Annotated in this window: 23 protein-coding genes and 1 pseudogene; 15 read left to right on the top strand and 9 right to left on the bottom strand. The window is 72.3% G+C overall.

All coding sequences use genetic code 11. The features are described from left to right. Positions 1-27 precede the first annotated feature (27 nt). The 3 genes from ACFYL6_RS16410 to ACFYL6_RS16420 form a co-directional block, all read right to left on the bottom strand. On the bottom strand, positions 28-432 hold the full coding sequence (locus ACFYL6_RS16410) for a MarR family winged helix-turn-helix transcriptional regulator (RefSeq protein WP_387172247.1): 405 nt from the start codon (positions 430-432) through the stop codon (positions 28-30). 531 nt (positions 433-963) lie between these two features. Then, a complete protein-coding gene (locus ACFYL6_RS16415; protein ID WP_387171886.1) occupies positions 964-1368 on the bottom strand; it encodes a YjbQ family protein in 405 nt (134 codons plus the stop codon). 26 nt (positions 1369-1394) lie between these two features. Then, on the bottom strand, positions 1395-1865 hold the full coding sequence (locus tag ACFYL6_RS16420) for a hypothetical protein (protein ID WP_387171888.1): 471 nt from the start codon (positions 1863-1865) through the stop codon (positions 1395-1397). Positions 1866-2043: 178 nt separating this feature from the next. Between ACFYL6_RS16420 and aceE the strand changes: the two genes are divergently transcribed. Next, positions 2044-4782 (top strand): pyruvate dehydrogenase (acetyl-transferring), homodimeric type, encoded by a 2739-nt coding sequence (aceE, locus tag ACFYL6_RS16425; RefSeq protein ID WP_387171889.1) that lies wholly within the window; start codon positions 2044-2046, stop codon positions 4780-4782. Between the two features lie 136 nt (positions 4783-4918). Here aceE and ACFYL6_RS16430 read toward each other — a convergent pair whose 3' ends face one another. Next, a complete protein-coding gene (locus ACFYL6_RS16430; protein ID WP_030488771.1) occupies positions 4919-5365 on the bottom strand; it encodes an SRPBCC domain-containing protein in 447 nt (148 codons plus the stop codon). A 188-nt stretch (positions 5366-5553) separates the two neighbouring features. Between ACFYL6_RS16430 and ACFYL6_RS16435 the strand changes: the two genes are divergently transcribed. The 3 genes from ACFYL6_RS16435 to gltX are packed head-to-tail and all read left to right on the top strand — an operon-like array spanning position 5554 to position 9633. Next, positions 5554-6903, top strand: a complete 1350-nt coding sequence (locus tag ACFYL6_RS16435; RefSeq protein ID WP_387171891.1) for a GH1 family beta-glucosidase — start codon at positions 5554-5556, stop codon at positions 6901-6903. Next, positions 6900-8177, top strand: coding sequence for an MFS transporter (locus ACFYL6_RS16440; protein WP_387171893.1), 1278 nt, complete (start codon positions 6900-6902; stop codon positions 8175-8177). The genes ACFYL6_RS16435 and ACFYL6_RS16440 overlap by 4 nt, the downstream gene beginning before the upstream one ends. Before the next feature lie 46 nt (positions 8178-8223). Continuing rightward, positions 8224-9633: a glutamate--tRNA ligase gene (gltX, locus tag ACFYL6_RS16445; RefSeq protein ID WP_387171894.1), complete on the top strand. Its 1410-nt coding sequence runs from the start codon at positions 8224-8226 to the stop codon at positions 9631-9633. A 123-nt stretch (positions 9634-9756) separates the two neighbouring features. Here the strand turns inward: gltX and ACFYL6_RS16450 are convergent, their stop codons facing one another. Next, positions 9757-10392: a copper resistance protein CopC gene (locus ACFYL6_RS16450; RefSeq protein WP_387171896.1), complete on the bottom strand. Its 636-nt coding sequence runs from the start codon at positions 10390-10392 to the stop codon at positions 9757-9759. 219 nt (positions 10393-10611) lie between these two features. On the opposite strand from ACFYL6_RS16450, the gene ACFYL6_RS16455 reads away from it, so the two are divergent. Then, complete coding sequence (locus ACFYL6_RS16455) at positions 10612-11262, top strand: hypothetical protein (protein WP_387171898.1); 651 nt, start codon at positions 10612-10614, stop codon at positions 11260-11262. 79 nt (positions 11263-11341) lie between these two features. Here the strand turns inward: ACFYL6_RS16455 and ACFYL6_RS16460 are convergent, their stop codons facing one another. Beyond that, positions 11342-11671, bottom strand: a complete 330-nt coding sequence (locus ACFYL6_RS16460; protein ID WP_387171900.1) for a hypothetical protein — start codon at positions 11669-11671, stop codon at positions 11342-11344. 313 nt (positions 11672-11984) lie between these two features. On the opposite strand from ACFYL6_RS16460, the gene ACFYL6_RS16465 reads away from it, so the two are divergent. The 7 genes and pseudogenes from ACFYL6_RS16465 to fabF all read left to right on the top strand — a co-directional run bounded on the left by ACFYL6_RS16465 (position 11985) and on the right by fabF (position 18717). After that, on the top strand, positions 11985-13169 hold the full coding sequence (locus ACFYL6_RS16465; RefSeq protein WP_387171901.1) for a sensor histidine kinase: 1185 nt from the start codon (positions 11985-11987) through the stop codon (positions 13167-13169). Further along, the gene (locus tag ACFYL6_RS16470) at positions 13166-13867 is read left to right on the top strand and encodes a response regulator (protein ID WP_387171903.1); all 702 of its coding nucleotides are present in this window, start codon (positions 13166-13168) and stop codon (positions 13865-13867) included. Before ACFYL6_RS16465 ends, ACFYL6_RS16470 begins: the two co-directional genes overlap by 4 nt. 48 nt (positions 13868-13915) lie before the next feature. Next, positions 13916-15217 (top strand): PucR family transcriptional regulator, encoded by a 1302-nt coding sequence (locus ACFYL6_RS16475; protein ID WP_387171905.1) that lies wholly within the window; start codon positions 13916-13918, stop codon positions 15215-15217. Between the two features lie 78 nt (positions 15218-15295). Then, positions 15296-16213 (top strand): annotated as a pseudogene (locus ACFYL6_RS16480) (ACP S-malonyltransferase); the annotation flags it as partial. A gap of 5 nt (positions 16214-16218) precedes the next feature. Continuing rightward, positions 16219-17163 carry a beta-ketoacyl-ACP synthase III gene (locus ACFYL6_RS16485; protein ID WP_091409280.1) on the top strand — a complete coding sequence of 315 codons (945 nt, stop codon included), beginning with the start codon at positions 16219-16221 and terminating at the stop codon, positions 17161-17163. 85 nt (positions 17164-17248) lie between these two features. After that, positions 17249-17488, top strand: coding sequence for an acyl carrier protein (locus ACFYL6_RS16490; protein ID WP_354996837.1), 240 nt, complete (start codon positions 17249-17251; stop codon positions 17486-17488). Positions 17489-17490: 2 nt separating this feature from the next. Further along, positions 17491-18717, top strand: coding sequence for a beta-ketoacyl-ACP synthase II (gene fabF, locus ACFYL6_RS16495; protein WP_387171907.1), 1227 nt, complete (start codon positions 17491-17493; stop codon positions 18715-18717). A gap of 50 nt (positions 18718-18767) precedes the next feature. Here the strand turns inward: fabF and ACFYL6_RS16500 are convergent, their stop codons facing one another. Continuing rightward, the gene (locus ACFYL6_RS16500) at positions 18768-18986 is read right to left on the bottom strand and encodes a hypothetical protein (RefSeq protein ID WP_238687213.1); all 219 of its coding nucleotides are present in this window, start codon (positions 18984-18986) and stop codon (positions 18768-18770) included. A 135-nt stretch (positions 18987-19121) separates the two neighbouring features. Between ACFYL6_RS16500 and ACFYL6_RS16505 the strand changes: the two genes are divergently transcribed. Both ACFYL6_RS16505 and ACFYL6_RS16510 read left to right on the top strand, forming a co-directional pair. Continuing rightward, the gene (locus tag ACFYL6_RS16505; RefSeq protein WP_387171909.1) at positions 19122-19787 is read left to right on the top strand and encodes a lipoprotein; all 666 of its coding nucleotides are present in this window, start codon (positions 19122-19124) and stop codon (positions 19785-19787) included. 110 nt (positions 19788-19897) lie between these two features. Next, complete coding sequence (locus ACFYL6_RS16510) at positions 19898-21781, top strand: NAD-binding protein (protein WP_387171911.1); 1884 nt, start codon at positions 19898-19900, stop codon at positions 21779-21781. Positions 21782-21829: 48 nt separating this feature from the next. On the opposite strand, the gene ACFYL6_RS16515 is transcribed toward ACFYL6_RS16510, so the two are convergent. Both ACFYL6_RS16515 and ACFYL6_RS16520 read right to left on the bottom strand, forming a co-directional pair. Then, the gene (locus ACFYL6_RS16515; RefSeq protein WP_387171913.1) at positions 21830-23563 is read right to left on the bottom strand and encodes a glycoside hydrolase family 3 protein; all 1734 of its coding nucleotides are present in this window, start codon (positions 23561-23563) and stop codon (positions 21830-21832) included. An 87-nt stretch (positions 23564-23650) separates the two neighbouring features. Continuing rightward, entirely contained in the window at positions 23651-24142 is a 492-nt protein-coding gene (locus ACFYL6_RS16520) for a DUF3145 domain-containing protein (protein ID WP_091409261.1), read from the bottom strand. A gap of 308 nt (positions 24143-24450) precedes the next feature. Between ACFYL6_RS16520 and ACFYL6_RS16525 the strand changes: the two genes are divergently transcribed. Beyond that, complete coding sequence (locus ACFYL6_RS16525; protein ID WP_030330285.1) at positions 24451-24780, top strand: hypothetical protein; 330 nt, start codon at positions 24451-24453, stop codon at positions 24778-24780. The last annotated feature ends 55 nt before the right edge of the window (positions 24781-24835 follow it).

Below are 24835 nucleotides of genomic sequence, written 5' to 3' on the forward strand. Positions count from 1 at the left end.
AGTGGGACACGGCCGGCAGGGTTGCGCTCACTCCGGCCCGCAGGACTCCGGACAACCGCCGTCGGACACCTTCCAGACCAGCTCACGAAGGGTGTTCAGCTCCTCGTCAGTCAGCCCGGACAGGAGTCGGGAGTCGGACATCACCTCGATCACCCGGGCCCGCACGACCCGCCCCTCCCCGGTCACCAGCAGCGTCTTCTGCCGCCGGTCCGTCGGGTCGGTGCGGCGCTCGACCAGCCCAGCCTGCTCCAGCTTGTCGACCAGCACCGTCACGTTCGACCGGTCGCAACCCAGCTGACCGGCGAGATCCCGGGCCGGCAGGGGGTGGTCCGGGTCCAACTCCTGCAGTGCCCGGGCCGCCGCCGGGGTGAGCCCCAACTCGGCGAACGCGGAGCCCTGCCGGTGCCGCAGCGCGTCGGTGACGTGCGCCATCCGCCGCACCACATCGACGGCGAGACCGGCCCGATCCACCGGCTTGCCCACTGCGGAACCCACCTGCCGCGTCACGACCACATCGTACGCAGCACACCCGTCCGGCCAGCTCCGCGATCAGGGCCGGGCACACCGACCGGACGGGCAGGGCCCGACCACACCGGTCCGCAGCCCGGCCCCCGCTCGGCCCGTCACTTCGCAGCCCCGCCCCGCCCCAGCCCGCCACCCCGCCTCGCCGAGTCCACGTAAGCCGCTGCCCACGCAACATCAGGGAAACTGCTGCCTCAGCACGGGTTCAGGCAGCAGTTTCCCTGATGTTGCGCGGATCTTGACAAGGCGACGGACTGCGCGAGGTGCCGATCAGCCGCCAGACGGGGGCGACGGCCCTCCGCCGCGCGCAAAATCCTGGATTTAGTGGCCTTCCGCACGCCAAACCCCACTACATCCAGGATCGAGCACGATCTTGCAGGCGCGGCGCCTGGGGCGCGCGGCGGAGGGCGAGCGCGGGGCTAACCGCCCGCCGGCGGGCGGTTAGGCGGGGAGGAAGGAGAAGCGGACCTGGCGGGTCGGGTTGTCGCCGTTGGTGTCGACGAGACAGATCGACTGCCAGGTGCCGAGCGCGAGCTGGCCGCCGAGCACCGGCAGGGTGGCGTACGGCGGGATGAACGCCGGCAGCACGTGGTCGCGGCCGTGGCCGGGTGAGCCGTGTCGGTGTCGCCAGCGGTCCTCGGCGGGGAGCAGGTCGCCCAGCGCGCTGAGCAGGTCGTCGTCGGAGCCCGACCCGGTCTCGATGATCGCCAGGCCGGCGGTGGCGTGCGGCACGAAGACGTGCAGCAGGCCGTCGCTTTCGCCGGAGACGAACTGTTGGGCCTCCGCGGTGATGTCCCGGACGGTCGGCCGGGACCCGGTCTGGACGGTGATCACGTCGCTGCGCATACGTCGCATTCTGCCGCAGGGCGCGGTCAGGAGCTGCCGCCACCGCCACCAGAGTCGCCGCCGCCGGACCAGCCCCCGCCGGAGTCACCGCCGGACCAGCCCCCACCGGATGAGCCTCCGCCGGAGTCACCGCTGGACCAGCCCCAGCCGGACCAGCCGCCGCCCGAGTCGGTGCTGCCGCCGACCGGTTCCGTACCGTCGGAGTGGTCGTGGTCGCCGTCCCGCTGGCGGTCTGCGTGCCAACCGCTGCCGACGTCCCCGGTCGGCCCGGCGTAGAGGCCGTACCCGGCGCCGTCGGTGTGTGAACGGCGCCGGCGGGCCGCGCGGTTCGTCTGCCGCAGCAGGGCCGCGCCGAGCACGACCAGCAGTACGCCGAGGGCCACCAGTCCCACCATCGGCCAGTTGGTGCCGGAGACGAGGGCGACCGCACCGATGACCAGGCCGGCTGTCCCGACAACGATCATGCTCGTGGCGACCGCGACAGGGCGTCCGTTCATGGTGGTGACGGTAGGAGTGGCGGTCAAACCGCTCAGGTTCGGTCCGGTCGTCGCGCTAAGTTACCGGCGAGTACCTGTGTTCAGCATCGCGTCGGGGGGACCTAGACGTGACGACGGGTGCCACCAGGGGGCAGGATGGCGCTAGAGACCTATCCCACACACAACCGAGGGAACGCCTGTGGCTACGGAACGCAAGCGCCCGGTGATCAGCGACGGCCTACCGAGCCAGCTTCCGGACATCGACCCTGAAGAGACCAGCGAATGGGTCGAGTCGCTTGACGGTGTCATCGACGAACGCGGCGCCAAACGCGCCCGCTACGTCATGCTGCGCCTGCTGGAGCGGGCCCGTGAGCGCCAGGTCGGGGTTCCGCCCCTGACCACCACCGATTACATCAACACCATCCCGTCGGAGCGCGAGCCCTGGTTCCCGGGTGACGAGCACGTCGAGCGGCGGATCCGGGCGTACGTCCGGTGGAACGCCGCCATGCTGGTGCACCGGGCGCAGCGTCCGGAGATCGGCGTCGGCGGGCACATCTCCACCTTCGCCAGCTCGGCGTCGCTCTACGAGGTGGGCTTCAACCACTTCTTCCGGGGCAAGAACCACCCGGGCGGTGGCGACCAGATCTTCTACCAGGGCCACGCCTCCCCCGGCATGTACGCGCGGGCGTTCCTGGAGGGGCGGCTTAGCGAGCACCAGCTCGACGGGTTCCGCCAGGAGCTGTCGCACCCCGGTGGTGGGCTGCCCTCGTACCCGCACCCTCGGCTGATGCCGGACTTCTGGGAGTTCCCCACCGTCTCGATGGGCCTCGGCGGTCTGAACGCGATCTACCAGGCCCGGTTCAACCGGTACCTGCAGCACCGCGGCATCAAGGACACCTCCCAGCAGCACGTCTGGGCGTTCCTCGGCGACGGCGAGATGGACGAGCCGGAGACGCTGGGCGCGATCGGCGTGGCCGCCCGCGAGGAGCTGGACAACCTCACCTTCGTGATCAACTGCAACCTCCAGCGGCTGGACGGGCCGGTCCGGGGCAACGGCAAGGTCATGCAGGAGCTGGAGGCGTTCTTCCGGGGTGCCGGCTGGAACGTGATCAAGGTCGTCTGGGGCCGTGAGTGGGACCCGCTGCTCGCCGCGGACACCGACGGCGCGTTGGTCAACCTGATGAACACCACGACCGACGGCGACTACCAGACCTACAAGGCGGAGTCCGGCGCGTACGTGCGGGAGCACTTCTTCGGCCGTGACGCACGGACCCGCAAGATGGTCGAGCCGCTCAGCGACGACGAGATCTGGAACCTCAAGCGGGGTGGGCACGACTACCGCAAGCTCTACGCGGCCTACAAGGCGGCCACCGAGCACACCGGTCAGCCCACTGTCATCCTGGCGAAGACGATCAAGGGCTGGACGCTCGGCTCGCACTTCGAGGGCCGCAACGCGACCCACCAGATGAAGAAGCTCACGCTGGAGGACCTGAAGACCTTCCGCGACCGGCTCTACCTGGACATCCCGGACTCGGCGCTGGAGGACAACCCCTACCTGCCGCCGTACTTCCACCCCGGTGAGAAGTCCGAGGAGCTGGCGTACCTCAAGGAGCGGCGCGAGCAGCTCGGCGGGTACCTGCCGTCCCGCCGGACCAGCACCAAGCGACTGGCCATCCCCGGCCCGGAGCGGTTCGCCGACATCAAGCGCGGCTCGGGCAAGCAGAAGGTGGCCACCACGCAGGCCTTCGTCCGTCTGCTCAAGGACGTGATGAAGGACAAGGAGTTCGGCAAGCGTTGGGTGCCGATCATCCCGGACGAGGCCCGCACCTTCGGTCTCGACTCGATCTTCCCGACCGCGAAGATCTACTCGCCGCACGGCCAGCGCTACACCTCGGTCGACCGGGAGCTGTTCCTGTCGTACAAGGAGTCGACCTCCGGGCAGATCCTGCACGAGGGGATCAACGAGGCCGGTTCGGTGGCCTCGTTCACCGCGGCCGGCTCGGCGTACGCCACGCACGACGAGCCGATGATCCCGATGTACATCTTCTACTCGATGTTCGGGTTCCAGCGGACCGCCGACGGGCTGTGGGCCGCCGCCGACCAGATGGCCCGGGGCTTCCTGCTCGGCGCCACCGCGGGTCGGACCACGCTCAACGGTGAGGGCCTCCAGCACGAGGACGGGCACTCGCTGCTGATCGCCGCCACCAACCCGGCCGTGGTCGCGTACGACCCGGCGTTCGCGTACGAGATCGCGCACATCCTGGAGCAGGGTCTGCACCGGATGTACGGGGACGCGCAGGAGAACGTCTTCTACTACCTGACGGTCTACAACGAGCCGACGCTGCAGCCGGCCGAGCCGGCCGATGTGGACGTGGAGGGCCTACTCAAGGGCATCTACCGCTACTCGCCGGCACCGCAGGTCGACGGCCCGAAGGCCAACCTGCTCGCCTCGGGCACCGGCATGCAGTGGGCGCTCAAGGCCCAGCAGCTGCTCGCCCAGGACTGGGGGGTGGGCGCCAACGTCTGGTCGGTGACCTCCTGGACCGAGCTGCGCCGCGACGCGGTGGAGACCGAGGAGTACAACCTGCTCAACCCGGGCGCCGAGGCGAAGGTTCCGTACATCCAGCAGAAGCTGGCCGACGCGGACGGGCCGAAGGTCGCGGTCAGCGACTTCATGCGCGCGGTACCGGACCTGATCGCCCGCTGGGTGCCTGGCGACTACACGTCGCTCGGCACCGACGGTTTCGGCATGTCGGACACCCGGCACGCGCTGCGCCGGCACTTCCACGTCGACGCGGAGTCGATCGTGGTGGCCACGCTGCGGCAGCTCGCCCGCAGCGGCGCGGTGGCGACCACGGTTCCGGCCGAGGCCGCCAAGAAGTACGCGATCGACGACGTCAACGCCGCCCCGGTCGGCGAGACCGGCGGCGACAGCTGACCCAGCACCACTGAGAAGGGCCCGGCGCATCCCCGCGCCGGGCCCTTCTCGGTGTACGGAGCGGCGGTGGTCCGGGGGCCCTGGCGGGGATCCGGACCACCGCCGTCGCGGGTGACGCCGGGAGGATGGGCGCTCGTCAGCCGACGGCGGCCAGGTCGGTGAGCCGGGCCAGCGAGTCCTCCAGGTCGGCGCCGACCCGACGCAGTCCGAGGCGCAGCAGGGCCGCCTTGACCGGGCCGGCCGGCCAGCGGACCACGATGAGGCGCACGATGGTCCCGCCCTCCTCCTCGTCTCCGGTGAGCTGGACGTAGATCTCGGTGCGTGCCTCCGCCCGAGATCCGGCGCCCTTGGCCCGTTCCCGCCAGCCGATCAGCGTCGGCTCCTGGTAGGCGATCACCTCGGCCTCATGCGCCGAGCCGCGCCCCGCCTGGACCAGTTGTCGCCGTCCGAAGCCCTCTCCCGAGAGCACTTCGGCCGCGCGGACCCCGGCCAGCCAGGCCGGCAACTGCTCGGCCCGCTGTACGACATCCCAGACCACTTCAATTGGCGCCGCCACGTGCGCACTGCGTTCCACGAGGATCATTTCCGTCTTTCCTCCGGTGAGGACATCCCACGATATCGGCACTCTATGCGCTAAATCGGACTTACCTGGACGGGTTCGGAAAAAGACACGCCGATCAACCATTGCGTATTGCGCCAGGCCGGCCTATGGCGCATTCATCGAGAGCGCCCTAAAGTCCCGAACACGTTTCACGTTGACCGGGAGGGCGCATGTCGACCGCACCGATGCCCCAGTTCCCCACCGGCTTCCGCTGGGGCGTCTCCACATCGGCCCACCAGATCGAGGGCGCCACCACGGCCGGCGGCAGAGCTCCGTCCATCTGGGACACCTTCGCCCAGTCCCCCGGGGTGATCAGCGACGGCAGCAGCGGTGCGGTGGCCTGCGACCACTACCACCGGTACACCGAGGACGTGGCGCTGCTGGCCGGCCTGGGCGTCTCCGCGTACCGGTTCTCCGTCGCCTGGCCCCGGGTCCAGCCCGCCGGCGCCGGCCCGGCCAACGTGGCCGGCCTGGACTTCTACGACCGCCTGGTGGACGAGTTGCTGGCCGCCGGGGTCGACCCGGTGGCCACCCTCTACCACTGGGACCTGCCACAACCCCTCGAAGACGCCGGCGGCTGGCTGCACCGCGACACCGCCGCCCGGTTCGCCGAGTACGCCGAGAAGACCGCCGCCCGCCTCGGCGACCGGGTCCGGCTCTGGATCACCCTGAACGAGCCGTTCATCCACATGAGCCTCGGCTACGGCATGGGCGTGCACGCCCCCGGCCGGATTCTGCTGTTCGACGCCTTCCCGGTGGCCCACCACCAACTGCTCGGGCACGGGCTCGCGGTCGCCGCGCTGCGCGCACACACCGCCAGCCCGGTGGCGATCGCCAACAACTACTCGCCGGTGCGGGTGCTCGGCGACCGCGACGCCGACCGGGCCGCCGGTGCGGCGTACGAGGCGCTGCACAACCGGCTCTTCACCGACCCGCTGCTCGGCCGCGGCTACCCGGAGCTGCCCGGCTTCGACCCGAGCGTCATCCACCCCGGCGACCTGGACACGATCGCCGCACCGATCGACGTGCTCGGGGTCAACTACTACAACCCCACCGCGGTACGGGCGGCCGAGGAGGGTTCACCCCTGCCGTTCGACCTCGTGCCGCTGGACGGCTACCCGCGTACCGCCTTCGACTGGCCGGTGGCCCCCGACGGGCTTCGCGAACTGCTCGGCTGGCTGCGCGACACGTACGGCGGCGCGCTGCCGCCCATCGAGATCACCGAGAGCGGCTGCGCGTACGACGACGCACCCGACGCCGACGGGCGGGTGGCCGACCCGGAGCGGATCGCGTACCTCGACGGACACCTGCGGGCGGTCCGGGCCGCCATCGACGACGGGGTGGACGTCCGCGGGTACTTCGTCTGGTCGCTGCTGGACAACTGGGAGTGGGCCGAGGGGTTCACCAAGCGCTTCGGGCTGGTGCACGTCGACTACGCCACCCAGACCCGTACGCCGAAGTCGTCGTACACCTGGTTGCGCGACGTGATCGCGGCCAGCCGGCCGGGGTCGGCGCGGTGACCACCCTCGACCCGACGCCGGCGTCGCTGCCGGCGGCGCTCGCCGAGCCGACGGTGCCGGTGCGGCGCGGCTGGATCGGCCTGATCTTCGCGGCCAACCTCGGTGTGTGGATGGCGTTCTTCACGCCCATCCAGGTGCTGCTGCCCCAGCAGATCGAGCAGATCGCGCCCGGCGGCAAGGAGAACATGCTGGCCGTGGTCACCGGTCTCGGTGCGCTGGCGGCGGTGCTGGCCAACCCCCTCGCGGGCGCGCTCTCCGACCGGACCTGCCTGCGGATCGCCGGCCGCGAGTTCGGTCGTCGGCACGTCTGGACGGCGGGCGGGGCGGTGCTCGGCGCGGCGGCCCTGGTGCTGCTGGCCCAGCAACGGACCATCCTCGGGGTCGCCCTCGCCTGGGTCGCCGCGCAGGTCTGCTTCAACGCGATGCTGGCCAGCCTCAGTGCCGCCATCCCGGACCGGGTTCCGGTGACGCAACGCGGCGGGGTCTCGGGTTGGGTGGGCATCCCGCAGGCGCTCGGGCTGGTGCTCGGCGCGGTGCTGGTCACCGCCGTGGTCACCGGCAACGCCGCCGGCTACCTGGCCATCGCCGTGGCCGTCCTGCTGCTGTCGCTGCCGTTCGCGCTGCTCACCCCCGACGAACCGCTGCCGCGTACCCATCGGCCGGCGATCCGGGCGCGGGCGCTGCTGGCCTCGATGTGGATCAGCCCGCGTCAGCACCCGGACTTCGCCTGGGCCTGGATCACCCGGTTCCTGGTCCAGTTGGGCAACGCGCTGGGCACCCTCTACCTGCTGTACTTCCTCACCGACGGGGTGCGCCACCCCGACCCCGAGGGCGGCCTGCTGGTGCTGATCCTGCTCTACACGCTCGGGATGATGCTGACCGCGGTGGTCGCCGGCCGGTTGTCCGACCGGTCCGGCCGCCGCAAGATCTACGTGATCGTCTCCGGGCTGATCATGGCGGTGGCGGCGCTGCTGCTCGCGGTCGCGCCGGTCTGGCCGATGGCCATCGTCGCGGCGCTGCTGCTCGGCGCCGGCTACGGCGTCTACCTCTCGGTGGACGCCGCGTTGATCACGCAGGTGCTGCCCCGGGCCACCGACCGGGCCAAGGACCTGGGCGTCATCAACATCGCCAACTCGGCACCGCAGGTGCTCGGCCCGGCGCTCTCCGCCCCGCTCGTGGTATACCTGGGCGGCTATCCCACGCTCTACGCGGTCACCGCCGTGGTCACCCTGCTCGGCAGCGCCCTGGTCGTCAAGATCCGCTCGGTGCCCTAGGGGGCGGTGGCGGAAAGCAGTCGCGTACCGCCGTAGGCTGGGGCACGTGACAGTACGTGTGCGATTCGCCCCTTCCCCGACCGGTATGTTCCACGTCGGCGGCGCCCGCTCGGCGCTGCAGAACTGGATCTACGCCAAGCAGCAGGGCGGCGTGTTCGTGCTGCGCATCGAGGACACCGACGCGGCGCGCAACAAGCCCGAGTGGACCGAGGGCATCCTCTCCGCGCTGGACTGGATCGGGATCTCCCGGGGCAGCTACGAGGGCCCGTACTTCCAGTCGGCGAACGCCGGCGAGCACCGGGCCGCTGCCGCCCGCCTGTACGACTCGGGCCGCGCCTACTACTGCGACTGCACCCGCGAGGACGTGCAGGCCCGTACCGGCTCGCAGTACCAGGGCTACGACGGCTACCACCGCGACCGTGGCCTCGGCCCGGGCCCGGGGCACGCGCTGCGCTTCCGTACGCCGGACGAGGGCACGACCGTGGTGGTCGACCTGATCCGCGGTGAGCCCACCTTCGAGAACAAGCTCATCGAGGACTTCGTCATCGCCCGCGGCGACGGCTCGCCGGTCTTCCTGCTGGCCAACGTCGTCGACGACATGACCATGGGGATCACCCACGTGATCCGGGCCGAGGAGCACCTGCCCAACACGCCCAAGCAGCAGCTGCTCTGGGAAGCCCTCGGGGTCAAGCCGCCGATCTGGGCGCACGTGCCGGTGGTGGTCAACGAGAAGCGGCAGAAGCTCTCCAAGCGCCGGGACAAGGTCGCCCTGGAGGCGTACCGCGACGAGGGTTACCTCGCCGGGGCGATGCGCAACTACCTCATGCTGCTCGGCTGGGCCCCCTCCGGCGACCGGGAGATCGTTCCCTGGTCGGTCATCGAGGACGAGTTCCGGCTGGACGAGGTCAACCTCTCCTCGGCGTTCTTCGACGAGAAGAAGCTGCGCGCGTTCAACGGTGAGTACATTCGTGCGCTGCCGGTGGCCGAGTTCATCGACGCCTGCCAGCCGTGGCTGACCGGCACCGGGACCATCGCGCCGCCGCCGTGGCAGCCGGAGGAGTTCGACGCCGAGGCGTTCGCGGCCGTGGCGCCGCTGGCCCAGACGCGGATCGCGGTGCTCAGCGAGATCGTGCCGAACGTCGACTTCCTCTTCCTGGCCTCGCCGCTGATCGACGAGGCCGCCTGGACCAAGACGATGAAGGACGGCTCCGCCGAGCTGCTGGACGACGCCGTCGCGGCGTTCGAGGCGCTGGAGTCCTGGGACGCCGAGTCGCTGAAGTCGACGCTGGAGGCGGTCGGCGCCGAGCGGGGCCTCAAGCTCGGCAAGACGCAGGCGCCGGTGCGGGTCGCGGTCACCGGCCGCACCGTGGGTCTGCCGCTGTTCGAGTCGCTGGAGGTGCTCGGTCGCGAGCGCACCCTCACCCGGATCCGCGCCGCCCGCCTGCGCCTGGTCTGACGGAGGACAACCGCGCCGATCTTGCAGTTTCGGTTGTCGACATGAGTGGGATGCCCCTTGTGTCGGGACAGCAAGTGCAAGATCGCGGAGCGGAGCGGAGCGCAGTGCGCTCCGCTCCGCTGGTCACTGAGCGCGTCGGCGGCGGAACACGAGGCTGGCTCCTAGCGCGGCGAGCAGGACCAGGGCGCCTAACGCCCAGAGCCACCAGCGACCGCCGGAGTCGGACTGCTCCGACGCCGCCGGCACCGGGGAGGCCGTCGAGCTACCGGGTGTCGCCGACGCGGGCCCGGCGGAGGGTACGCCGACAGCTGTGGGCGAGCCGGTCGGGCTGGTGCTGGCGGCGGCCGACGGCGAGGCGGACGGGTCGGCGGCGGTGCCGGTGGTGAGGGTGAACCGCACCTCGCCCTTCACCGGATGCCCGTCGGACGACGCGAGCTGGTAGCCGACGATGTAGAGCCCCGCGGCGGCCGGCTTGAACGGCACCCGTACGCGACTGCCGTCGAAGGCGGGAGTCCCGCCAGCGACCACATTGTCCGGTCCGGTTATTGTGATCTTCGTCGTAGTCGGCGACGGCTTGGCGAGGAACCGCAGCTCGACCCGAGCCGGTGCCGCCGCCACGCGGGCGCCGTCGCGCGGGTTGCTGCCGGTCAGTTCGTTGTGGGCGGCGGCCGGTGTCGCCGGCACCAGAAACGACACACCGAACGCCACGCCGAGCACCACTGGCACGACCCGGGCCGTACGTGTAACCCTGCCCCCCATGAACCCCTCCGTAAGGGTACGATCCGCCCGCTGATCAAACGGCTCCTCATTAGTCGAGCAGAGATCGCAGATAGTTCCAAATACTGTTCCAAAAGCTGCAACTCATCGACGTTCTGCGGAGTCTGTAGGAGTGGGCGCGACCATCTGGTCGATGTCACACCGGCAGGTCGGTCCGGACGTCACGACGAAGCCATCCATCGAACGGGGCGAGGAGGCGGGATGGTCCGACACATGAGGCGGTTGGCCGCCGTGTTGGCGGGCACGCTGGCGGCGGCGCTGCTGTCGCTTGGCACCGCCGGCTCGGCCTCGGCGGCGCCGAAGCCGGCACCCGCCGGAGTGGACATCACCGGCACGGGGCTGTCCGCGCCGTTGCGGATGCACGCCGACAAGGAGCCCGCCCTCGTGGGCGCGGTCATCGACCAGGTCAACTTCCTCGCTCGCACCGGCATGCCGACCGGTCCGAAGGCCGCCAACCTCGGTCCGAAGTACACGGTCGTGGTGCTCGCCGGCGAGACGCCGAAGCAGACGTACGACCTCTACCCCAAGGCGATCGGCGGCCCCCGCGTCTACCGGCCTGCGAAGCAGCCCGACGGCCGCAAGACCAGCGCCGGCTGGTTCCTGGGTCGGCTCAGCATGTCCGAGACCCTGCGCACCGCCGGTGTGCCGCTGGAGCGGCAGTTCGACACGGTCAGCGGCGGCGCGGGCGGCGGCGAGCGGGTGCTCCCGGAGGACACCCTCGACCCGGCCAAGGACCTCGACGAGGCGCTCGGCGACCTGCAACGCCTGCTGCTGCTCAACGTCGGCGTGATGCTGACCATCACGGTCGGCCTCGCCGGGATCGCCCTGCTGATCCGCCGCCGCACGCGCTGAACTGGCGCACGCGCCGCACCCGACGCACTCGCAGATCAGCGGGTGCGTCGGCGGTGATCGCCACCAGCGTCGGCGGTGATCAGCACCAGCGGCGCGGTGGGCGCTCCCGTCGGGTGGCCCGCGGCCGAGGTCGGACAGCGCCGTGCCGATGCGCCCCGGCCCAGCCGGGAAGTTCGCTGAGGCAACCAGCGGGCACGTCCGAGTCGGGCTCGGCGAGGCCAGTGGGCTCGGCGGAGCGCTGACGCGGAAGCGGGACGTCATCGTCGGCTCGGCCGGCGAGCGGCTCCGCCGGGTGCGATGGTGCGCCGCCGACCGCCCGGCGGTGCTTGCCAGCCGCCTGCGGGTCGTGGTGCCCCGGCCGGCAGGGCTCGCCCTGGGCGCAGCCGTGCTCGGCCTCCCCGTGCGCCATCCCCGGTCTCCTCACGCTCGTCCCACCCTCGGGTGCTCTCCCCGAGGTGCCCTGTCACCGTACTGGCCGGGACCGACGGGCCGCGCGCAGCGTACCCGGGGTCCGGGCCGGCCGGTCCACCACGACGACGGGGAGCGCGGGACCCGGTTGCGCAGTTCACAGCTTCTTCCCGCACCGTTCACCCGCCGTGCCGACGGCCGAGGGCGCACCCGCCGCCGGAGCGGTCCGCGTACCCCTTTCGGCGCATGGCGGTGCCGTCGAGGTCCTCCCCCGGTCGGAGTTCGGCGGGCGGCGGCTGTGGTGGGATCGGGGCATGCGTCCGCCACCGTGGCTCGACTCCGGCACTCTCGGCCGTGACGTGGTGCTGGCCGGCGCGTCGCTGGCCGGTGGTCTGGTGCTGTACACGCTGGGTTGGCAACCGCAGGTCCGCTCGAACGCGGACGTGCCGTCGGCGCTGTTCCTGCCGCCGTTGGTGGCGGTGTGCGTCGCCGTCGGCCTGCGCCGGGTCGCGCCGCGCGTCAGTCTGGCCGTGGGAACGGGCGCGCTGGTGGTCGACACGGTGCTGGGCAGTTCGCTGGGCACGCTCCTGGTCTACACGCAGGTGCTCTACGACGCCTGCGTGTACGGCCCGCCCCGGCTGTGGCGGTGGTTGCTGCGGATCGCCGTGGCGCTGAGCCTGGTCGGGGCGGTCGTCGGCGTGCTCGGGTACGGGCAGTGGAGCGGGGCGGCGCTCGGGGTGCTTGTGGTGCTCGTCGGGCTGCTGCCGGTGCTGACCGGGATCAGTGTGCGGCAGTACCGCGACCAGGCCGCCGCCGAGCGGACGCGGGCCGAGCAGACCGCCCGGCTGGTCGAGTTGGACCGCCGGCAGGCGGTCAGCGCGGAACGGGCCCGGATGGCCCGGGAGCTGCACGACGTGGTCGCCAACCACCTCAGCGCGGTGGCCATCCACGCCACCGCGGTGCTCTCCGTGCCCGGGTTGGATCGCGGTCAGGTGGAGTCGGCGTTGCGGGTCATCCGGGAGAGCAGCGTGCAGGGGCTGGCGGAGATGCGGCAGATGATCGAGGTGCTGCGCGAGCCCGGGACCAGCGGCGGCGCGGCCACGCCGGAGGTGGTCACCGCGCGGCTGGCCGAGGCGGACGGACTGGTCGAGCGGGTCCGGGCGGCCGGCCTCGCGGTGCGGTTCCGGACCGACGGCACGCCCGGCGCGCTGCCGGTGGGGGTGGACCTCGCCGCGTACCGGATCGTGCAGGAGTCGCTGACCAACGCGCTCAAGCACGGAACGGGTGAGGCGGACCTGACGATCGCGTACCGGCCGTCCGAGGTGGTGCTGACCGTGGAGAACCCGGTCCGCCGCGACGGGGCGGGGCTGCCGGGCGCCGGGGCCGGGCTGATCGGTATGCGGGAGCGGGCCACCCTGCTGGCCGGCCGGTTCACCGCCGGGCCACACGACGGCCGCTGGCAGGTGCGGGCGGCCCTGCCCACCGGGGAGGGCGGGTGACCGGGCCGGCGCGGCCACCGGGCGACGCGGGCGCGGCGACGGTACGGGTGGTGCTCGCCGACGACCAGCCGGCGGTACGGGCCGGGCTGGCCCTGATCCTGAACGGCTCACCGGGCGTCGAGGTGGTCGGGGAGGCTGCCGACGGCGACGCCGCGGTGCGCCTGTGCCGGGAGCTGCGCCCCGACGTGGCGGTGCTGGATGTGCGGATGCCGCACCGGGACGGGATCTCCGCGACCCGGGCGATCGTCACCGACGGGCTCGCCGACGTGCTGGTGCTCACCACCTTCGACCTGGACGAGTACGTCTTCGGGGCGTTGCGGGCCGGCGCGGCCGGGTTCCTGCTCAAGGACACCGACGCCGACGGCCTGGTCAGCGCGGTACGGACGGTGGCGCGCGGCGACGGGTTCATCGCGCCCACGGTGACCCGCCGGCTGATCACCGCGTTCGCGGCCACCGCGCCGGGCGCGTCGGCGGACACCCGGGCCGCGCTGGACACCCTCACCCCACGCGAGCGCGACGTGCTGGCCTGCCTCGGGTTGGGCCTGTCCAACCAGCAGATCGCCGATCGGCTGGTGCTGGCGGAGAGCACCACCAAGACCCATGTGAGCCGGATCCTCGCGAAGCTGGACCTGCGCAGCCGGGTGCAGGCCGCGATCCTGGCCCAGGAGGTGGGCCTGCCGCCTCCCCCGCACCGGTGAGACGGGCCCGGTGGGCGCGCCGACGGTGAGCGGCGGACCGGTGCCGACGTGGTTGGCCTGCTCACGACGTGTCAGGCTAGGGCGGTGAGCACGCCGGGCGGTGGGGAGCTGTCGGCCACGCTGCGCCGGATCGAACGATCGGCGGGGGCGTTGGCCACCTCCAGCGTGGCCCGGATGGACGAGACGCTGCCCTGGTTCCGGGCGCTGCCGGCCGACCAGCGCTCCTGGGTGATGCTTGTCGCCCAGGCGGGCGCGAGGTCGCTGGTGCAGTGGCTGCGCGAGGGCGGCGGAACGGCGGACAGCACCCAGGAGGTCTCGGACGAGGTCTTCGCCGCCGCCCCGCAGGCGCTCGCCCGGTCGATCACCCTCCAGCAGACCGTGGCCTTGATCAAGGTGACGATCGACGTGGTCGAGGAGCAGGTGTCGCACCTGGCCGCCGAGGGCGAGGAGCAGCAGCTGCGCGAGGCGGTGCTGCGCTTCTCCCGGGAGATCGCGTTCTCCGCCGCCCGGGTGTACGCGCGGGCCGCCGAGTCGCGCGGCGCCTGGGACGCCCGGTTGCAGGCGCTGCTTGTCGACGCGCTGTTGCGTGGTGACTCGCCGGACGTCCTGGCCAGTCGGGCCGCCGCGCTCGGCTGGACGGACGCGCCGCCGGTGGCGGTGGCGGTCGGTCGGTCGCCCGGCGGCGAGGTCTCCGCGGTGCTGCACGTGGTCTACCGGCAGGCCCGCCGGATCGGCGTGGAGGTGATCGGCGGCGTCCACGGCGACCGGCTGGTGATCGTGCTGGGTGGGGCACCGGACCCGCTGACCGCCACGGCGAAGCTGCTGAGCGCGTTCGGGGACGGCCCGGTGGTGGTAGGTCCCGCCGTTCCGAGTCTGGACGAGGCGACCGAGTCGGCACGGGCCGCGCTCTCCGGCTTTCGGGCCGCGCCGGCCTGGCCCAGCGCGCCCCGGCCGGTGCCGGCCGCGGACCTGCTGCCGGAGCGGGCCCTCGCCGGCGACGCGGAGGCGCGTCGGCGGCTACGCCACGATGTGTACGCGACACTGGTGCGTGCCGGTGGGGAACTGCTGGCGACCCTGGACGCCTTCCTGGCCGCGGGTGGCACGCTGGAGAGCGCGGCCCGGGCACTGTTCGTGCACCCGAACACGGTGCGTTACCGGTTGCGCCGGATCGCCGAGGTGACCGGGTTCTCCCCGCTGTCGCCGCGGGACGCGTTCGCCCTCCAGGTCGCGCTGACCGTGGGTAGGTTGGATCCGGTTGTCCCGCTCGTCTCGCCGGTCCCAACTCAGACAATGACCCCGGCTAACCGGAAATCCGCGCAAACCGAGGATGATCCCCGCCGATCTTTGTAGGAAACCTCCAAAGGTCCTAGTGTGGTTTGGTCGAAGGCGGCACCGCGTTACCCGCCTTTATCCGGGAGAGTCATAGGCGTGCTCGCCGTACTTAGTCCCGGCCAGGGTTCTCAGAAACCCGGCTTCCTGACCCCCTGGCTCGACCTGACCGGCACTGAGGCGCGACTGCGCGAGTGGTCGGCGTTGGCCGGGGTCGACCTGCTGCACCTGGGCACCGCCGCCGACGCCGACGAGATCAAGGACACCGCCCGCACCCAGCCGTTGCTGGTCGCCGCGGCGTTGCTCGCGGCCGAGCAGCTGCCGCTGGACGGCGTCGCCCTCACCGCCGGCCACAGCGTCGGCGAGTTGGGTGCCGCCGCCCTGGCCGGAGTGCTGTCGGCCGACGCCGCGATCACCCTGGCCGGCGTACGCGGCCGGGAGATGGCCGCCGCGTGCGCGCTGGAGCCGACCGGAATGGCCGCGGTGCTCGGCGGTGACCCCGACGAGGTGATCGCCGCGATCGAGGCGAACGGGCTCTACCCGGCCAACCGCAACGGCGCCGGGCAGATCGTCGCCGCGGGCGCCCTGGACGGGCTCGACAAGCTCGCCGCCACGCCGCCCGCCCGGACCCGGATCATCCGACTCCAGGTGGCCGGCGCGTTCCACACCCCGTACATGGCTCCGGCCGAGACCGCGCTCGCCGCGGAGGCCGCCGCGATCACCCCGGCCGACCCGGCCCGGACCCTGCTGTCGAACCTCGACGGCACCGCGGTCGACAACGGCGCGGCCATGCTTCAGCGCCTCGTCCGTCAGGTCACCGCGCCGGTGCGCTGGGACCTGTGCATGCGTACGCTGGCCGACCTCGGGGTCACCGGCGTGATCGAGCTGCCCCCGGCCGGCACCCTCGCCGGCCTGGTCAAGCGGGAACTCAAGGGCGACGGCGCCCCGGAGATCGTCACCCTCAACACCCCGGACGACCTGCCGGCCGCACGGGACCTGATCGCCCGTATCGGAGGTCGTTCATGACTGGCAGTCGCATCGTCTCGATGGGGCACTACCAGCCCTCCCGGGTGGTGACCAACGACGACATCGCCCAGCTCGTCGACACCAACGACGAGTGGATCCGCGACCGGGTCGGCATCGTCAGCCGGCGGATCGCCGACAGTGAGACGGTCGCCGACATGGCCGCCGCGGCCGCCGGCAAGGCGCTGGCCAACTCGGGCCTGACCGCCGCCGACATCGACCTGGTCGTGGTCGCCACCTGCTCCTCCATCGACCGCAGCCCCAACGTGGCCTGCCGGGTCGCCGCCAAGCTGGGCATCACCGCGCCGGGCGCGTTCGACCTCAACACCGCCTGCTCTGGTTTCGCGTACGCGCTGGGCACCGTCGACCACGCCATCCGGGCCGGGGCGTCGCGCAACGCGATAGTCATCGGCGCGGAGAAGCTGTCCGACTTCACCGACTGGACCGACCGCTCCACCTGCATCATCTTCGCGGACGGGGCCGGTGCCGCGGTGGTCTCCGCCACCGCCGACGACGAGCCGACCGGCATCGGCCCGGTGGTCTGGGGCTCGGTGCCGGACAAGAGCGACGCGGTCCGCATCGAGGGCTGGCGCCCGTACATCCAGCAGGAGGGGCAGGCGGTGTTCCGCTGGGCCACCACCGCTATCGCGCCGCTCGCCCTCCAGGCCTGCGAGCGGGCCGGGGTCGACCCGTCGGAGCTGGCCGCGTTCGTGCCGCACCAGGCCAACGCCCGGATCATCGACGGCATCGCCAAGCGGCTCAACATCCCCGACGCGATCATCGCGAAGGACATCGTCGAGTCCGGCAACACCTCCGCGGCGAGCGTGCCGCTGGCCCTGTCCAAGCTGGTCGAGCGCCGGGAGGTGCCCTCGGGCGCGCCGGTACTGCTGTTCGGCTTCGGCGGTGGCCTGACCTACGCCGGTCAGGTCGTCCGCTGCCCCTGATGACCCCCTCGGGCGCGTACGCGTCGAGGAGTGGCGGTCGGCGACGCCGACCGCCGGAGAACCCCGATGAAAGGAACCAACCGCAATGACCCGTGACGAGATCACCACCGGCCTCGCCGAGATCCTCGAAGAGGTTGCCGGGGTGAACCCGGACGACGTGGCCGAGGGGAAGTCCTTCACCGACGACCTCGATGTCGACTCGCTCTCCATGGTTGAGGTCGTGGTTGCGGCCGAGGAGAAGTTCGGCGTCAAGATCCCGGACAACGAGGTGCAGAACCTCAAGACCGTCGGCGACGCTGTCAGCTACATCTCGGCGCAGTCCTGATCATGAGTCGTCCTGACGTCGTCGTCACCGGGCTCGGCGCGACGACCCCGCTTGGCGGGGACGTCGCGTCGACCTGGGACGCAATGCTCGCCGGCCGCTCCGGGGTGAGTGCCCTCACCCAGGAGTGGGCCGAGCAACTGCCGGTCCGGATCGCCGCCCAGTTGGCCGTGGAGCCGTCCGAGGTGCTGGACCGGGTCCGCCTGCGCCGCCTGGACCGTTCCGAGGCGATCGCGCTCATCGCGGCGCAGCAGGCCTGGGCGGACGCCGGCCTGGCCGGCTCCGACCTCGACGGGGAGCGGTTGGCGGTCAGCGTCGGCTCCGGCATCGGCGGTGCCACCACCCTTCTCGCCCAGGACGACATCCTGGAGGCCTCCGGGCCACGGCGGGTCTCCCCGCACACCATCCCGATGCTGATGCCGAATGGTCCGGCCGCCTGGGTCGGGCTGGAGCTGGGCGCCAAGGCCGGCGTGCACTCGGTGGCCAGCGCCTGCGCCACCGGCGCCGAGGCGATCGCCCTCGGTCTGGACATCATCCGCTCCGGCCGGGCCGACGTGGTGGTGGCCGGCGGCACCGAGGCGGTCATCCACCCGCTGCCGATCGCCGGCTTCAGCTCGATGCGGGCCATGTCGGCCCGCAACGACGACCCGGAGCGGGCCTCCCGCCCGTGGGACCGGGGCCGGGACGGCTTCGTCCTCGGCGAGGGCGCCGGCATTCTGGTGCTGGAGCGGGCCGAGCACGCCGCCGCCCGGGGCGCCCGGGTGTACGCGCGCCTCGCCGGCGCCGGCATCACCTCCGACGCGTACGACATCGTGCAGCCGCACGCCGAGGGCGAGGGCGCCATCCGGGCCATCGCCAAGGCGATCGCGGACGCGGACATCGCAAAGCGGGACATCGTGCACGTCAACGCGCACGCGACCTCGACCCCGGTCGGGGACATGCTGGAGATCGGCGGGCTGCACAAGGCGCTCGGCGACCACCCGGTGCTGTCCGCGACGAAGTCGATGACCGGTCACCTGCTCGGTGCGGCCGGTGCGCTGGAGTCGATCGCCACCATCCTGGCGATCCGCGACAGTGTCGTCCCTCCGACGATCAACCTCGACGACCCGGAGCCAGGCCTCACCCTGGATGTCGCCGCGCACAAGGCCCGCCACATGGAGATCCCGGCCGCGTTGAACAACGCGTTCGGCTTCGGTGGCCACAACGTGGCGCTCGTCTTCGCCCGTCCCTGAGACCCTTCGCAAGGGCCCTTCCTCTCGTCGAGGAGGGGCCCTTGCGTCGTTCAGCCCCGGTTGCGGGGGTGCTGTTTCGCGGTGCGCTCGTTGCCGTGGCGGTAGTTGCCCGTCCAGCGGGCCATCACCAACTGCGGGTCGTCGTCGACCTCGGCCAGGAACTCCGCGGCCCGAGCGCCGCGCAGCGTGCCGGCGACCCGGCCGTGGTGGGTGATCACCACAGTGCCGTCCGCCCGTTGCTCGTGCCGGAATCCTGCTGCCGCTCCCATGGGGTGAGGCTGTCAGACCGACCGGGGCGCGGGCGACCCGATTACCGCCGCGCGGGCACGCCGATCCCGATTGACGTCGAGAGACCGCACGGCTTAGATGGGCCGACTGAAGATCGACTGACGGGGATCACCACCATGGACACTCGTACCCGCGTCGCCGTGTCGGCGGCGCTCACCCTCGGCCTGCTGGCCGGCTGCGGCGACGACGCCGCCGCCCCCACCGGGCCCGCGGCCGGCGGTCCGGCCCCACAGGCCACGGGCGAGCCCTGGTACGACGAGACGACCCCGGCGTCGCCCGGCGGCACCACCGGCGGCACGGGTTCCCCCTGCCCGGTGCCAGTGTCGTTTCCGCTGGCCGACGGGTGGACGGCGAAGGCAATCGAGCCGCCCAAGGGCGAGCTGGCCGAGCTGGTCGGCGAGGCGCTCACCAAGCGCGGCGGCACCACCGTGCGCTGCGAGGTGGACGGCCGGCAGGCCGGCGGCGGATTCCTGCGGATCTGGGCGGCGGACTCGCCGACGGTCGCGCCGCGCGCCGCACTGGAGGGTTTCGCCGCTGGGGCCGGCGAGACGGTCGCCGGCCGACAGTTCCGCGACCTCCGCGCCGGCGACTTCGACGCCACCGAGATGACCTGGCTCGCCACCAACCCGCTGGCCGAGGAGGAGTCGCGCAACTGGGCGCTGGCCGTCCAGTCGGCGGGGCAGACGCTGGTCTTCGCGGTCAACGAGGGGCTGATCACCGAACGGACCGACGTGCTGCCGGCGTACCGGCTCGCGGTGCGGGGGCTCGCAAAGGGCGAGTGAGGTCGCCCGAGAGCGGCTGGTCCCGGCGCGCCGAACCGCTCCCCCGGCGAGCCTTCCACACTGGATCACGCGGGACTGGCCGCCTGGTTGGCGACAGCTACCATGCGGGCGTGCCCGACGACAGCGCCGACGGCATCGAGCCGGAGTCCGGTCGACGGTTCGTGGTCTGCGGCGACAACGCTCTGGCCCGCCGACTGATCACCGAACTGGTCGACCGGCACGGCGTCGCGGTCACCGTCCTACTGCCATCGTTGGCCGACAACCACGCACCGGACATCGCCGAACTCGCCTCGGACCCGGACGCGCCGGGCTCACGCCCCGAGGTGGTGGTGGCTCGCCGGCTGACCGCCGAGGTCCTGGACCGGGCCGGCGTACGGGCCGCGGCGGCGGTCGCGCTGGTGAGCGCCGACGATGTGGCAAACGTGGATGCCGCGCTGATCATCCGGGAGTTCGACCCGGACGTACGGATCGTCGTTCGCCTGTTCAATCCGGTGCTCGGCGAGGGCGTGGCCACCATGCTCGGCGACTGCGCGGTGCTGTCCGGTTCGGAGATCGCCGCGCCCGCGTTCGTCGCGGCCACCCTGGGCGACGACACGCCGACCTTCCTCCGGCTGCCCGACGACGAGTTGCTGCGGACGGCGAGCCGGGACGCGCTCGACCCGGCCACCACGGACGTGGTCTGCGCGCTCGCCGACACCAGCGGCCTTGAGCCGATCACGCTGCCCGAGGACGAGGACTCCGCCGATCTCGTGCTGGTGCGGGCGTACGGTCGGCAGCGTCCGGTCCGGGCCCGGCCTCGCCGACAGCTGCTGCAGACCGCCCGGCTGATTCTCGGCAGACGCCTGCGCTGGGCGCTGGGCGCCTCGGCCGCGCTGCTCGCCGTCGGCAGCGTGCTGCTCGGCCAGGCCCGGAACCTGGACCCGGTTGAGGCCGGCTACCTGACAGTGCTCACCGCCCTGGGCAGCGCGGACGCGGATCCGACCGGGTCATCGGTGGAGAAGCTCACCGCCCTGCTGCTGGTGATCATGGGGGTGGCCCTGGTCCCCACGGTGACCGCGCTGGTGGTCGATTCGGTGGTACGGGCCCGGCTGGCGGTCGCGGCCGGTCGGCTCACCGAACCGCTCGACGACCACGTGATCGTGGTCGGGCTGGGCAACATCGGTACCCGGGTGATCCAGGAACTGCACTCGTTCGGCGTGACCGTGGTGGCGGTGGACCGAGCACCGACGGCCCGTGGCGTGGCGGTGGCCCGCGAGCTGGGCCTGCCGTTCCTGATCGGCGACGCGACCAGCCCGGAGACGTTGCGGGCGGCGTCCGTGTCGACCTGCCGGGCCCTGGTGGTGCTCTGTGCGGACGACGTGACGAACCTGGAGACGGCACTGCTCGGGCGTTCGCTGCACAGGGCGGCGAACGGCGGTGTGGCGGCTCCGCTGCGGGTCGTGCTGCGACTGTTCGACGAGGGGTTCGCTCAGCGGGTGCAGCGCGCCTTCGGGATCAACCACTCGCGCAGCGTCTCGTACCTGGCGGCTCCGGCGTTCGCCGCGGCCATGATGGGCCGTGAGGTGATCGACACGATCTCGGTGGGCCGGCGGGTCCTGCTGGTCGCCGAGCTGCCGGTCGGGGCCGGCTCGGATCTGGAGGGGCGTTCCTGTCCGGAGGTCAGCCGCCCGCGCGAGGCGCGGGTGATCGCGATGCGGACCGGGCGGGCTGGGCAGACCATCTGGTCACTGCCGCAACGCCGGCCCCTGGTGCGCACCGATCGGCTGCTGGTCGTCGCCACCCGGGCCGGGCTGGCGGCGCTGCTCGGCCGCACGGCGCCCAGCGCCGACCCGCCACCGATGTCACCGGCCACGGTCGGTGGTACGCCGCTGCGGTTGTTGCGCCCACCGGTGACCCGCCACCCTGCCGACCAGCCGGAAGCGGACGCCCCGCTCGGCCCTGCGCCGGCCGGCGAAGACCGCACCGACCGGCCGACGGCCGAGGGTGGGCGCTGATCCGTCCGCGCCGGCCGGTGGGGTGGGGTGGCCGATGACGCGCGCCGGTCAGGTGCGACAGGTCGTGGCGGGCAGTCCGCGGACGGCAACCGGAGACCGGCCGCCCGGCCGGGCCTTGCCGGCGAGCACGGCGGCCAGGCCGGTCATCGACGCCCGGCTGGAGGAGTACGTGGCCAGCAGAGTCGGTGACTTCGCGTCGGCCAGCACGTACGGGGTGTCCATGGCGACCGTGACCGCCGCGTCGGAGCGCAGGTCGCTGGCCCCGTCGCCGTAGCCCACCAGGTGCACGATCGTGCCGCCGCTCGGCTTGACCTGCACCCCGGCGGCGGTCAACGCGGCGGTGAGCGTGGCCCGGGTGCCGTCCCGACCGCCGGACGAGGTGACGGTGACCGGCCCGCGTACCGCTGCGCCGCAGGCGCCCCGCAGCACGGTGACGGCGGCGGTGGCCAGCGCGTCGGCGGCAGCCCGGTGCGCCGGGGTGTTCAGCGTGGACATCTGCGCCGCCGGCAACTCCGCGAGCTGGAACTTCATGGTCAGCACCCGGGTGACCGCCTCGACCAGCCGGGTCCGGGGCAGCGACCCGCCGCGCAGCGCGGCGAGCAGCCCGTCGTACGCCTGGCCGACGTTCGGGGTCATCAGGATGAGGTCGTTACCGGCGTTGAGCGCCCGGACCGCCGCCTCGCCGGGAGCCCAGCGCTTCGCCGGCGGCATGTTCATGCCGTCGGTGATCACCACGCCCTTGAAGCCGAGTTGGCCGCGCAGCACGTCGGTGAGCAGCTTGTGGGAGAACGTCGCCGGGGTCCCCGGGTCGATCGCACGCGCGTCCAGGTGACCGGACATCACGGCCATCGCGCCGGCCTCCATTCCGGCGGTGAACGGCGGCCACGCGCCGCTCTGCAACGCCGCTGCGGTCTGGGTGAGCACCGGAAGGTCCTTGTGCGAGTCGTCGGCGCTGTGGCCGTGCCCCGGGAAGTGCTTCAGGGTCGCGGCCACCCCGGCCGCCTGGAGGCCCCGGACCGCGCCGCCCACCTGTGTGGCGGCCTGCTTCGGGTCGGCACCGTACGACCGGGAGCCGATCACGGTGCTGCGGGTGGCCAGCACGTCGGCCACCGGGGCGAAGTCGATGTTGATGCCCATCGCGGCCAGCTCGGTCCCGGCGGCCCGCCAGGCGGCCTCGGTCAGCTTCGGGTCACCGGCCGCGCCGGCCGCGAGGGCGCTGGGCAGCACGGTGACCCCGTCGCTCACGCGGGTGACCACGCCGTACTCCTGGTCGGTGCCGATCAGCAGCGGCGCGGGACCGGCGGCGAGCCGACCGGCGGCGGCACGCAGCCCGGTGGTGAGCTCGTGCACCTGCTTCGGATTGTCGACGTTCGTGGTCTCCTGGTTGCCCTTGGTCGGGTCGTCGGCGCTGAAGCCGACCAGGATCAGGCCACCCAGTCGGTACTTGGCGATCATGTCGGCGGGGGTGTCGACCCCGGCGAGGGCCTGGTTACCGGCCGCCGAGCCGGCGGAGACCTTCGTCGCCGAGTCGCCGTAGGCGTACGGTATCAGCACCTGGCCGACCAGATCCTCGTCGGAGAGCGTCGCGACCAGCGCGGCAGCACGGCTGGCGGGGTCGCTGGCCGGCGGCGCGGCCGGGACGCTCGGGCCCGCGGACGTGCCGACCGGGCTCGGGGTCGGGGTGGGGCGCTCCGGGTCACCTGAGCAGCCGGAGACGAGCAGGGCGGTCAGGGCGGCGACAGCGAAACTGGCGCGCCACGGGCGATTCGACACGCCGCCCATCCCACCAGCTTCCCCCTTATCGGGGCAACTTGACCTTACCGGTCGTCACCGGCTCGACGGCGTACGGCCAGCGGCCCGTCGGCCGGGTCAGCCGACCCGAGTGAGCAAGGTCACCGGGGCGCCGTCGCCGGCGTACCGGTAGGGCTCCAGGTCAGCGTCCCACGCCGTGCCGAGCGCCTTGTCGAGGGCGTGCGCCAGCGCCTCCGGCGCCCGGGAGGCCGCCATCAGGGCCCGAAGTCGGTCCTCGCCGAGCTGGATGTCGCCGGCCACGCCGACCGTTGCCCGGAACAGGCCACGGGCTGGCACGTACATGAAGCGCTCACCATCGGCACCGGGGCTCGGCTCCTCGGTGACCTCGAAACGGATCATGGGCCACTGCCGTAGGGCAGCAGCCAGCTCGGCGCCCGTCCCCGGACGACCGGTCCACCCGCACTCTGCCCGGCGTGCGCCGGGGTCGACGGGCTGAGCCGTCCACTGCAGGTTGACCGGCGCGGCTAGGACGCGCGCGATCGCCCACTCGACGTGTGAGCACACGGCGAGCGGGGTCGAGTGGACGTATACGACGCCACGCGTTGGCACGGTGACCTCCCGGAGAGCGAGGTGCGTCTTCCCCTACGACCTCGTCCACCCAGGTGGCTGCTGCAACACATGATGACTCCTGTGACGCGTGGTGCGCCAGGGAATCGGAAAAAACGCCGGCTGGAATAGCCGGACGGGTGGTCGCCGTTGCCTCTCAGGACACCGCGACGACCAGCATGATGTCGTGGTCCTGTACAGTTCCACCGGCGGCTTATGCCGCGTTACACCTTCGCGGGCCGAGTCACGTACGACCCGCACACAGCCCCCGGACGTCCAGTCCTCCCGTACGTCTTGCAAGGAGTACCTCCGTGGCGAGCAACACCTCTAAGACCGCGCGCGCGTCCGTCCGGGCCGGCCAGGCTGGCCAGGGTGGCGCCCTCAGCGTGCTGGGCGAGTTCAAGTACCTCATCCCGCTCAACGGCGGCAAGCACGCCTACGTGCGGAACCTGACCAACGGCAAGACCGCGCACCTGCGCACGGACTCCGACGCCTTCGTCGAGGAGATCCGCGTGCTGGCCGCCGCCGGCCACGCCGCCAAGATCCGGGCGGAGATCAACAACCTGGCTGCCACCCACCCGGGTGACGGCTGGGAGGCCACCGAGAAGCGCCTGGTCGCGGCCGGCGTCTTCGAGGGCTGAGCCCTCCCCCACCGCACCAACCGAACCGCCCGCCGGGAGTTCCCGGCGGGCGGTT

This window comes from Micromonospora sp. NPDC007208 (genome assembly GCF_042869175.1).
In the GTDB taxonomy this organism is placed as follows: domain Bacteria; phylum Actinomycetota; class Actinomycetes; order Mycobacteriales; family Micromonosporaceae; genus Micromonospora; species Micromonospora foliorum.